This window comes from Pseudodesulfovibrio sp. zrk46 (assembly GCF_012516435.1).
Lineage (GTDB): Bacteria > Desulfobacterota > Desulfovibrionia > Desulfovibrionales > Desulfovibrionaceae > Pseudodesulfovibrio.
The window spans coordinates 1,480,418-1,491,579 of sequence record NZ_CP051216.1 but is presented as its reverse complement, the minus strand read 5'-3'; the positions used below and the strand labels follow the sequence as shown (position 1 = coordinate 1,491,579).

The 11,162-nt window shown below is 56.5% G+C and carries 12 protein-coding genes; 8 read left to right on the top strand and 4 right to left on the bottom strand.

The genetic code is table 11. The annotated features are described in order from the left end of the window. Positions 1–120: 120 nt before the first annotated feature. The 6 genes from HFN16_RS06805 to HFN16_RS06780 all read left to right on the top strand — a co-directional run bounded on the left by HFN16_RS06805 (position 121) and on the right by HFN16_RS06780 (position 3,904). The gene (locus tag HFN16_RS06805; protein WP_168890037.1) at positions 121–408 is read left to right on the top strand and encodes a hypothetical protein; all 288 of its coding nucleotides are present in this window, start codon (positions 121–123) and stop codon (positions 406–408) included. Positions 409–592: 184 nt separating this feature from the next. Beyond that, positions 593–1,282 (top strand): hypothetical protein, encoded by a 690-nt coding sequence (locus tag HFN16_RS18830; RefSeq protein WP_210772241.1) that lies wholly within the window; start codon positions 593–595, stop codon positions 1,280–1,282. Positions 1,283–1,357: 75 nt separating this feature from the next. Beyond that, complete coding sequence (locus HFN16_RS06795) at positions 1,358–1,885, top strand: RNA polymerase sigma factor (RefSeq protein WP_168890036.1); 528 nt, start codon at positions 1,358–1,360, stop codon at positions 1,883–1,885. Then, a complete protein-coding gene (locus HFN16_RS06790) occupies positions 1,882–2,349 on the top strand; it encodes a hypothetical protein (protein ID WP_168890035.1) in 468 nt (155 codons plus the stop codon). Before HFN16_RS06795 ends, HFN16_RS06790 begins: the two co-directional genes overlap by 4 nt. A gap of 89 nt (positions 2,350–2,438) precedes the next feature. After that, positions 2,439–3,059 (top strand): DUF3106 domain-containing protein, encoded by a 621-nt coding sequence (locus HFN16_RS06785; RefSeq protein WP_168890034.1) that lies wholly within the window; start codon positions 2,439–2,441, stop codon positions 3,057–3,059. Positions 3,060–3,187: 128 nt separating this feature from the next. Next, on the top strand, positions 3,188–3,904 hold the full coding sequence (locus tag HFN16_RS06780; RefSeq protein ID WP_168890033.1) for a transporter substrate-binding domain-containing protein: 717 nt from the start codon (positions 3,188–3,190) through the stop codon (positions 3,902–3,904). 11 nt (positions 3,905–3,915) lie between these two features. Here the strand turns inward: HFN16_RS06780 and HFN16_RS06775 are convergent, their stop codons facing one another. The 3 genes from HFN16_RS06775 to HFN16_RS06765 form a co-directional block, all read right to left on the bottom strand. Beyond that, entirely contained in the window at positions 3,916–4,875 is a 960-nt protein-coding gene (locus tag HFN16_RS06775; RefSeq protein WP_168890032.1) for a glycosyltransferase family 9 protein, read from the bottom strand. A 12-nt stretch (positions 4,876–4,887) separates the two neighbouring features. Then, positions 4,888–5,322, bottom strand: coding sequence for a thioredoxin domain-containing protein (locus tag HFN16_RS06770; protein ID WP_168890031.1), 435 nt, complete (start codon positions 5,320–5,322; stop codon positions 4,888–4,890). A gap of 62 nt (positions 5,323–5,384) precedes the next feature. Further along, entirely contained in the window at positions 5,385–6,449 is a 1,065-nt protein-coding gene (locus tag HFN16_RS06765; RefSeq protein ID WP_168890030.1) for a BON domain-containing protein, read from the bottom strand. Between the two features lie 270 nt (positions 6,450–6,719). Here HFN16_RS06765 and HFN16_RS06760 point away from each other — a divergent pair, with 270 nt between their 5' ends. Both HFN16_RS06760 and HFN16_RS06755 read left to right on the top strand, forming a co-directional pair. Further along, complete coding sequence (locus HFN16_RS06760) at positions 6,720–7,952, top strand: transcription antitermination factor NusB (protein WP_247648465.1); 1,233 nt, start codon at positions 6,720–6,722, stop codon at positions 7,950–7,952. A gap of 275 nt (positions 7,953–8,227) precedes the next feature. Further along, positions 8,228–9,583 carry a methyltransferase domain-containing protein gene (locus HFN16_RS06755; protein WP_168890028.1) on the top strand — a complete coding sequence of 452 codons (1,356 nt, stop codon included), beginning with the start codon at positions 8,228–8,230 and terminating at the stop codon, positions 9,581–9,583. 67 nt (positions 9,584–9,650) lie between these two features. Here HFN16_RS06755 and HFN16_RS06750 read toward each other — a convergent pair whose 3' ends face one another. Beyond that, on the bottom strand, positions 9,651–11,132 hold the full coding sequence (locus HFN16_RS06750; RefSeq protein ID WP_168890027.1) for an Rne/Rng family ribonuclease: 1,482 nt from the start codon (positions 11,130–11,132) through the stop codon (positions 9,651–9,653). Positions 11,133–11,162 lie beyond the last annotated feature (30 nt).

Sequence of the window (11,162 nt, the reverse complement as noted above, 5' to 3'; positions counted from 1 at the left end):
CTCCGTTGGGTTGCGTATTTTTCATTTTTCCCGGTCAACCGATGGCAAAACCCGCCGTTTGAAGGGAGTAACGATGCATGAAAATCCACTGCACAAGGAGAATAGATTATGAAGACCACCATGTTTCTCAGCACCGTTTTTGCGCTGCTCCTGACCGCAACCTGCGCTATTGCCGATCCCGGTGACCGGATCAACAACTACTATGACAAGCTGGCCGTGGCCGCTGCGCTGAACGGCAACATTGCCCAAGCCATCGCGCTGGATGCCAAGGGAGACCGCATCGAGGCGGCTATGGACGCTGCTGCGGCCGCCCGCGCCGTCAAAATCGAACGGCACGAGGTACGCCATGCAGCCAAGGTTGCCGCCCACAAAGCGTACGTTGCCCGCCACTGGCATAAGTATCACTAACATTTGGATTAAGGGGCGGCGACGGCCATCCCTGTTTCCTCATAACGGGCTCCACCCGCCCATGACCGCTCCGGGTTTCCGGGGCGGTCTCCTTTTTCTTTCATTTCCCTGTCAACCGGAGATGACGCAAGGCGTTTCACTCAATATACGCGCGCAGAAACCTTCTTACACAGAGGAGATTGAAATGAAGTCCTTAACCATGATCGTATTTCTGGCTCTGATATTGCTCGCCACATCAGCACAGGCCGATCCCGGCGACCAAATCGAGAACTGGTATGACATCCAGGGAGACCGGATCGAAAACAATCTGGACATCAAAGGCAACCGCATCGACCATGATCTGGATGTCAGAGGCGACCGCATCAATGACCGGTATGACGCCATGGCCGAACAGGCGGCAGAAAACGGCAACTACAAGCGAGCCGAATATCTGGATACCAAGGGCGATCGAATCGACCAGCGGCTGGACAACAAGGGTGATCGCATCAATGCACAGCTCGACAACAAGGGCGAACGCATCAACAACCGCATGGACAGGCAGGGTCAACGCATCGACAATCGCATGGACCGCCGAGCCAATAGTCGCCAAAGTGCCCGGCAAGGTTATACCGGGAGCATCAACCCTAACGGGTTTCAAAACAACCGAAGCAGCGGACAACTCTACGCCAGAAACAACGGCCAACGATGCAACTGGGGTGACCAGTCCGGACAAAGGGCGTACAACGGACAAAATCAAGGACGTCAGAGCCAGGCTCGCCAGGGCGCTCGTGGGAATAATAGCCGTCAGATGAGGCAGGGCTCTTGCATCAACAGCAGCACCAGTGGAACCGCCGGAAGTGGCGGCTCCAGACGTGGAAACGCTCAAAATTATTAGCCAGATTATTTGGGGGCCCGAACGGGTCGGGCCCCGATATGATAACTCTCAAACTGTTCTTTTGGGACTTTGAACATGGAATCGTTCCTGAAATCCATCGAAGGAAAAGCATACCGGATGGCGCTGATGCAATGCAGCCATCCGGATGATGCTCTTGATCTCGTGCAGGATGCCATGTTCAAGTTTGTGGACAAATATGCCACAAAGCCGAAAGAACAGTGGAAACCGCTCTTTTACACCATCCTGAACAACCGCATCAAAGACCTGTACCGGAAACGGACGGTGCGCCGTAAATGGCGGATGTGGTTCTCCTCGGACAAGGACAGCGACGGGGTCGACGTCGATCCCATCCAGACCATGCCCGATGAGAACGGAATCGACCCGGAGCACGCCACCAAGGTGGGGGACGCCTTTGAACTGCTGGAGACGGTGGTCAAGACCCTGCCCCAACGGCAGCAGCAGGCGTTCCTGTTGCGCACCTGGGAAGAGATGAGTGTGGCGGAGACGGCCCAGGCCATGGGCTGCTCTGAAGGATCGGTAAAAACCCACTACTCCCGCGCCGTGCATACGCTGCGGGACCAACTTGGGGACCATTGGCCATGATGGACAAGGATAAGCAATTCATAGAGAACGCGCGGCAGGTGCTGGACGATTCCGTCCGTGACCTGGACGCGGCCACGCTCTCGAAGCTGGCCCGCGCCCGCAATGCAGCCCTTGACGAAGGCCTGCGTAAAAAGCGCAGACGCCACAGGCTGCTGGCCTGGGGCTCTCCGGCCGTGGGTCTTGCCGCCGCCGTGCTGGTAGGCGTGATGTTGCTGCGCGAGCCGCAGGTGCACACCGACCAGTTCGTGGCTGATCTGGATATCCTTGCCGGGGAAGAGTCCCTCGAATTTTACGAAGAGATGGAGTTCTACGAGTGGTTGGCAGAAGGGGTGGAGCATGAGGAAATTTCTGGCGATCGGGGCGGCAACGCTGCTCCTGTCGCTACCCGCGCACGCTATCGCGCAAGACGAGACCGGGGACGAGCAGCCAAGCATGGAGATGCTGGAGTTCCTCGGCGAGTTTGAGGATGAGGACACCGGGTGGGTGGACTTCTTGACGACATTGGAAACAACCGATGGAGAAACAGATAATGCGACAACACAGGAGGCACAAGATGAGCAGTAAGCGCACCATGCGTGGGCTGTGCCGTGTCCTTCTGGGGCTCATGGCCTGCGTTGTCATCACCCTGTCGTCCACTCCGGCTATGGCCGAGAGCTACGACGACCTGACACCTCAGCAGCAGAAGGTACTGGCTCCCTACGCGGACCAGTGGGACGGATTCACTCCCGAAAAACAGGACAAGCTCAAGAAGGGCGCGGACCGTTGGTCCCAGATGACGCCCAACGAGCGCCAGACCGCGACCTCCCGCCTCAAGCAGTGGAAGTCCATGTCCCCCAAGCAGCGGCAAAACGTCCGCCAGCGTTTCCAGCAGTATAAACAACTGGGGCCGCAGCAGAAGCAGCGTCTGCGAAATGCCCGCCAGAAGTACCAGGGCATGTCGCCGGAACGGCAGCAGCAGATCAAGCAACGGTGGCAGAACATGTCGCCCGATCAAAAGCAGCAATTCAAGGACCGGATGCAGAACCGCCAGCAACGGCAGAACGGTCAAAATGGTCAGAATCGCTGGAACAATGGCCCGAACAGGCAAAACAACGGGGCCGGGATGCACAATTCCGGCCCGTCGTCGCGTCCAAAGAATGGTGGCCCAGGTAAGGGACCGAGAAGACATGAATAATTGATCTCAACGGCCCGTTTCATTGAAGCGGGCCGTTATTTTTTGGCTATAAACCCTAGCCAAGCAACACACGAGTGTATATGTGTTCTGCGAACGCGAACTGGTTATCCGGTACACGAACACGCTCAATGAAACAGCAAGCACTCGCATACATCATCGCATTGGTCCTGCTTATCCCGGCCATGGGAAACGCCGCTGAGACCATTCGGGTCAACACCTCCATCAAGCCCCCCTTTTCCACTGAGGACGAGACGGGCTTTTTTGACGTGCTTTTAAAAGAACTGGCCAAGCGAATGGATGTGGATTTCCAATTGGTGCGCCAGCCGCCTGAACGCGCCCTTGTCTCCATCAACAATGGTGCCAGCGATATGGAGCTGCCGCGCATAGCCGGACTGGAGAAACGATACAAGAATCTCGTGATGGTGCCGGAGAAAGTGATCGACTACAACTTCGTGGCCTTCTCCCGCACAAAGATGTGTCTGCGCTCGTGGGACGCGCTGAGCAAGTTGCGGGTCGGCTATCTCATCGGCTGGAAAATATTCGAAAAAAACGTCCCTGACGGAACCAGCATTACCAAGCTGAACAGACCCGATCTGATGTTCGACATGCTCGATATGGGCCGTATCGATATTGGCCTGTACGAACGCCACGCCGGCTGGCACATGATCCGCGACCACGGGCACGACAGCATCAAGGAATGCGACCCGCCATTGGCTGTGCGGCCCATGTACATCTACCTGCACAAGAGCCAGGAAGGCCTCGCCCCGCTCATCGCCTCACAGCTCAAGGCCATGAAGTCGGACGGGACCTATAAGAAGATCATGGATGCAACGCTACGGAAGTAGCGCGGCGTCTACTATTTCTCCAACATCCCTTCAACGGCCTCAAACACGGCGTCGACTTCGACGTTGGTGACGGTCACGCCTTCCAGTCCGGATTCCACCAGACTGTGGATATCGGCCATGGGGCGCCAGCGTTCCATGGTGAAATCGGCAAGAATGGCTACCATGGGAACATCCACGGCTGCGGCGAGGTGCATGGGACCGGAAGAGCTGGTCACGAACAGATCACAGTTCTTGAGAAACGCGCCGAGCTGTTCCAGCGTGCCGCCGGGATAGAGCTTGCACTCGTCGGTCCATGTGAAGCCTTCCAGCAAGCCCTCGTCGCCGGGACCGGCCACGATGTAGACCTCGGTATCGCCACGCTGCACGATGCGTTCAGTCAACTCCACGAACTTGCCTTCCTGCCAGCGGGTGTCCTTCTTCTTGGCATTGCCGATGAAGATGGCCACGCGTTTTTTGGTGTCACGACGGGGATAGCGGGCCTTGGCCCACTCAATGGACTCCTCGGCCACGGGAAAGACCATGGAGACATCGTCACTGGGCGCACCCACGGCTTCAGTCACGGCCAGCATGTGCTCGATGGTGTGCATGCCCGCGGTGATGCGCACGGTCTCGGGGTAATACTTCTCGGTCTTGCGGGTCCATGTGCCCACCAGACGCGGCGCGTTGATGAACTTGGCCAGACGCGAGGTGGTGGAGGACTCACCATTGAAGTTGATGACCAGATCATACCCGGCGAAGCGAAGCTTCAGGAAATGATAGAGCCATTTCCACGGCTGCTTCACGGGGAAGACGTAGAGGTTGTCGATGTCCGGATTCTTGACCACCACGGCGCGGTTGCCCGGGCTGGCGAGAAGATCGATGCGCGCATCGGGATACGCCTTGCGCAGAGCGCGGAAAGCCGGAGTGGTGCAGAACATGTCGCCGATGCGGTCGGCACGAAGCAGCAGGATTTTCTTGATGTCTCTGGTCACGGTGCTGAGTGGTTAGATGTATTGACGGGCCCAGGACACAATCTGCTGGGCATTCATGGCACCGGGCTGGCGAGCCACTTCCTTGCCGCCCTTGAACAGGGCCAGAGTGGGCACGGCCTGAATGCCGAAGCGTCCGGCAATGGCTTGTTCCATGGTGGTGTCGATCTTGGCAAGACGAACCTGAGGATGCAGCTGCTTGGCGGCATCATCGAACTGCGGGCCCATCATCAGGCACGGGCCGCAACTGGGGGAGTAGAAATCCACCAGTACGGGGATTTCATTCTTGGCGATATGGCGGTCAAAGGTGGCGCCCACCAGCTCGAGCGGCTGGGGTTCGAACACCTTGCTCTTGCACTTGCCACAGGTGGCCTCGGCCTCACGGCCGGAGATGACGCGGTTGATGGCCCGGCAATTGGGGCAGACGATGAGATGATTGTCAGCAGTCATTGGGCTCCTCCGATGATGAATGTATCCCATAGGATAATCATGTTCGGCAGGAGCGCAAGACGTTAGTTCATCGCCAGGGTGTGCAGACGCTCCGCGCGATGCGGAGCCACGTCGTTCAGGATGGCCTCCACCTGGCGGCGGACCTCAACGTTATCGGTGCTGATCAGGGTACGGACCAGACGGCTCTCAATGGAAATATGGGTATCTTTCAACACCTGCGAAGAGAGCGTAATAAGCTCACGGCGGGCCTGTTTGTCCTGCTCACGGTTCGCGGTACTCAGAATGCGATGCTTCATTTTCAGGCGCGCCTTCTGCCACGGGGTGCGTTCGGCGGGGAGCAGAAAGGCCAGCTCCTCCAGATCGCGCCAGTTCTCGACAGCCGCGGCCTTGCGAACCTTTTCGGAACGCTCGGCCAGCATCTGCGCACGGGTCTTGAGGGCAAACAGATCATTGGGCTGGGACACACCGTTCTCATGAGCCGACTGCAAGGCCAGCAGAGAGGTCACGCTCACCGGATCTTCCTTGCCGGGACGCAGGTCCCGCACCAGAGTCTCCACGCGCTCGGCTTCGGTTTGATCCTTGACCACGCCGAAGACCACGGCCTCGCCCTGCACCACGAACACATCCACATTGGCGGATTTGATGTGCAGTTCTTTGATCAGACCGGCCTGAATCACGCTCTCGGCGTGTTTGTCACGAATGGTGGGTTCCACCTGCGCCACAAGGCTGGTGGGGGTCTGCTTGAGCACGCCTTTGACGGACTTCACGCCCTTGAGACTGCCCAGTTCCCTGATGACGGTCTCGCGGTCCTCAGGAGTGTCGTACTCACCGGCAACATACATGTCACCGTTCAGGCACATGGCCTCCACGTCGGTACCCGGCTCGGTCAGCAGGATGGCTTCGGCCTGAATTGTCAGCATTTTATCGGACATCATGTCGTCCACATCGCGCTCATCAGCAGCGACCAGAGCGGTCTTGTGCACGGTGCCTGCGGCAGTGATGGCCAGCGACGCGGTTTGCGGCACAGCCATGGAAGCCCCGGTGGTCACCAGCGCGGGAACCACGGCGCAACCGCCCGCCAGAGCGGCCAGCAGCAAAAGCGTAAGGATGACGGCAAGTTTTTTCATATAGGTGTTTCTCTCCCCCCACAAAGCTCCGCAATGCAGGAGCGTGCCGTCTATACACATTATAAGAACGAGGCAAGCCCTTTTTCCAAGATTGTAAAAAATCACCCTGCGGTGACTTAATCAATATTAGAACGAACCAACTGTTTTTGTTGAAATCCTTTGTCACAACCCATTATTTTTGCACTCCTGCATCTTGCCTCAACCCCATTGTCGGCGTATGCCAACGGCATGAAAGCACGTTCCATTAAGCCCCTTCCTCCGGCGAGGCGGGTGGCGCTCGAAGCACTTTTCCGTTGCCTGTTTTCCAAACAGGACATTCAGGCCGCCCTCGACGTGGCCCTTTCCTCCGGCAACATAGACCCGCGCGACGTGGGCCTCGCCACCGAACTCTCTTACGGTTATCTCCGCCTCATGGGCAGGATCGACTACGTTCTTTCCCGGTTCCTGCAGGACCCGGGCAAGCTGCCGCCCAAGATGCGTCTCGCCATGGGCGTGGCCGTCTACGAGATCCTGTTCCTCAACAAGGTGCCCACCTACGCCTCCGTGGACTGGGCTGTGGAGTTCGCCAAGACCAAACCCGGCGCACGTCTTTCCGGCCTGTTCAACGCCGTGCTCCGCCGCATCTCCGAACTGGGAGACCGGGCGCACGACAAGAACTTTTACCGGGAAAACGCCTCCCTGCCCGAATTCCTGAAGCGGTGGTATTCCTGCCCACAATGGATGGTGGACCTGTGGTGGCGCACCTACGGTGAAGAGACTGCTCTCCAGTATCTGGAAGCACAGCTTTCCCCGCCGGCCATGGGCATCAACCTGTACGGTCATCCCGACGCAGACGAACTGTTCAGCGACCTCGCGGCCCTGCCCGAAGTCATGGATATCGAAGGCATGAGCTTTGCCCTGCCGCCGGGCACCTCCTTTGAGGAGGAACCTGTCCCGCCGCTGGCCCGCCAGTCCTTTGCCGCGCGTCAGGCCATTGAGGCTCTCAACCCGGATTCCTGGGCAAGCCCCGTCTGGGACGCCTGCGCCGGACGCGGCGGCAAGACCCGCATCCTGCTTGAGCACGGACTCAAGGTCTTTGCCTCTGACCCGCACAAGGGCCGCCTCTCCGCCCTGAGCCGTGAGTTGCCTGAGGTTGAAACCTTTGAAGCCAACGCCGCCACTGCCGTGCCGCCGCATGAACCCGGCACCATCCTGCTGGACCTGCCCTGCTCGGGCCTCGGCGTGCTTTCGCGCCGCCCGGACACCAAGTGGAAACGCAAGACCAAGGACCTCGACGACCTGGCCAAACTGCAGGCCGAAATCCTTGAAAACGCTGCCCAGCGCGTCAAGCGCGGCGGACAGATCGCCATCATCACCTGCACGCTCAATCCCGACGAGAACGAAGGCCTCGTGGCCAACTTCCTCAAGGCGCATCCGGACAGTGTTCTGGAAACCGAATGGACCACCTCACCCCACTCCGGACTGGGCGAGTTCTTCTACAGCGCCCTGTTGACCGTGAAGTAATTCAGCAAACTGCCATTAATAAAAAAGCCCCGCATCAGCTATGCCGATGCGGGGCTTAATTTGTTATGGCCTCTCCCGGAAGTCTCTTACAATTCTCCCTATCTTCCATCGACAAGCAGCACCGAGTGACAACCGTTTTAATTCACATGTATTCTACAAAAATCGCTTGATATAAAACCAATACAAATGTCACCAAATTTGATAACGATTATGTTCTTCTCACGACACCATCGAACACTTTTGAGCCTCAGCAGATAAAACCAAGAGAGATCGTCATGACGGGCAATCAAACTGTAGCAATTATCAGAGCCAATATTCAGTCAGATACGAACATCGATCAAAAACTACATGATCTGATTTCAACATTGAGGGCTGTACCGTCCATCTCCAATATCGTTCTCGCCGTTCCTGACAATCAATTCCACAGGGCACTCAATGCCAATGAATACCCGTGTGAATTATTTTTGGGAAGTGAACAAGACATGAATTTGCGCCTCATTGAGGCTGCCCATCATTTACATGCAAAAACAATTGTAGACTGTTCATTACTGACCTGGTGCAATGAGCCAGAACTATTTGACCAAATGATACATTTCCATGAGTCCCAACCTCATCCATTCACCACTCCCAGCATGTGGAGCAATGCCTTTCTACCCAAAATCATAAACACTGATTTTCTCAAAAAGCTGACTGAAAGTCATACTTGGCCATACTATCTTCATGTTCTTCCGGATGAATCCAATAGTTTCACACCAGACTTTAATGAGATGAGACGGAAGGCCAATCAATTGGACTCCTTAGGCTACAACCTCTTCCATGAAACCATGTTGGCTGGCGAAGGAGCAAGCCAGATTCCTCCGCTGGCCCCGCCAGTGCAAGATTGGATTAAACGAACCCAAGACATACTCAATATTGTTGATAGCCTATTTGCCAAAAAAGATATTTCCATGCTTGAAGTGGGATGTGGCAGGCTCTTTGGGGCTGGACTGCTTCTGAACCAGCTTGGGATAAGCAATTACACCGGCATCGATCTTTTGCGGATTCCAATTTCGAACGAAGAAATCGAAACCTTTCATCAACTCATCCAACGCTGGTCAGAGCGAGGCAAAATTTCCATTAAAGATCCTCGACCACTTGTTGTGGATTGCAACACTCATACTCATTCTTCCTTTTTCCAGGGAGCGGTCCAGCACCACATAATGAGTGCCACTGAAATGTCATTCCAAGATAACCACTACGACTTCGTATACACAGGCGGAGTCATGGAGCATATAGGCGATTACCATGGTGCTATCCAAGAGATGTTCAGGGTCATGAAGCCCGGAGCCTATGGCTGGCACTATATCGGCTTTGATGATCACTTGTGCCCTTCGCCAGGAGAGCCAAGGCAAACACACCTCCTCGTGTCCAAAGAAACATGGCAAGGGCAGGGCCACGACTACATAAATCTTGTCAGGCCACAGGAGATGTACCAAGCCTTTCTAGACACTGGATTCGAGATCATATCCAATATCGAAATCAAAGACATGTCCCTTGGTATCAACCAAGTACATCCGGATCATGCCGCATATGGGATCTCCGACATTCAGACCATCGCCTCCACCCTCATTGTGCGAAAGCCAATGGAATAAAAACATATCCACAAAAAAGGGCCGCCCGAAAACGGGCGGCCCTTTTATTCATAGCTGATAGATCGACCTAGTCGTCGTATTCGTAATCGATGTCGATGGTAATTTCCTTGCCGTACTCGTCTTCCATGTCGGCGAGGATTTTGCGTTTGTTGTTGAGCAGGTAGATGGCGAGTTCTTCCTCTGCCATGTGCTCTACACGCTCCACGCTGGGCTTGCGGATGTCGCGGTGAATCTCCTTGAGGGCCTGCAGGGCCTGCCACTCGAGATTGCGACGGATGCCGGTGCCCTTACAGCAGGGACAGGGCTCGGTGGAGATGGCGATGGCCGAAGAACCGAGGCGCTGGCGAACCAGTTCCATGAGGCCGAAGGACGAAATGCGGCTGACGTCGGTGCGGGCGCGGTCGTTCTTCAATTCGGCGCGCATGACCTTTTCCACCTCGCGGCAGTCCTTGGGATTCTTCATCTCGATGAAGTCGATGACCACCTGGCCGCCGATGTCGCGCAGACGAAGCTGGCGAGCGATCTCTTTTGCGGCTTCGACGTTGGTCTTGAGGGCCATCTTCTGGAAATTCCGTTCGCCGCCGATCTTACCGGAGTTGATATCCACGGCGGTCAGGGCCTCGGTGGCGTCAAAGACAAGACGGCCGCCGGAAGGCATGGAGGCTTCGCGGGAGTAGATCTCCTGCACCTGCTTGACCAGATTGAAGCGCTCCAACAGGGACAGGTCAGTGTCCTCGTGCAGCTTGACCAGATTGTTCTTGCGCGGGAAGGCGAGCTTCACGAACTGGCGAACCTGCTCGTAGGTCTCCTTATCGTCCACCCAGACTTCGGTCACGTCGGAGGTCAGGTAGTCGCGCACGGCGCGTGCTGCCAGACCCAGCTCTTCGTAGACCATGGTCGGAGCCTTTTCACTCTGGGCATTGGAGCGAATGTCGGTCCAGAGACGGTTCAGGTACTTGAAATCGCGCTCCAGAGCGGCCTTGGACTGCCCCACGGCAGCGGTGCGGGCGATGAGGCCCACGCCTTCGGAGGTCTCAAAGGACTCCAGCGCCTTCTTGAGGCGGGTACGTTCCTTCTCGTTCTCGATCTTGCGGGAGACGCCCATCTGGGAGCGGCCCACGGTGTAGACGAAGCTGCGGCCGGGCAGGGAAAGGTAGGAGGTCAGGAACGCGCCCTTCTTGCCGGTGGGTTCCTTGACGACCTGCACCAGCACTTCCTGGCCGGGCTTGAGCACCTTCTGCATGAGCGGGAAGCGCTGGCCCTTCTTGGTGGCCGGGCTGCCTACATAGTATTCCGGGTGCACCTCGTCGATCTGGAGGAACCCGTTGCGCTCGGCGCCGTAGTTGATGAATGCGGCCTGAAGGCCGTTGTCGATGTTGTGGATATACCCTTTGTAGATGTTGCCCTTGGTCTTGGCCTGATGGACCATCTCAACGTAGTACTCGTTGACCTTGCCTTCTTCGGCTATGACAACTTCAACCTGCTCACCCGGCAATACCGAGATGAACATTTTCTGCCGCTTTTTCTTGTTTGCGGTAGCTGCGGTCATAAAAACCTCGTGTGAAAAAAAGTTGATTCA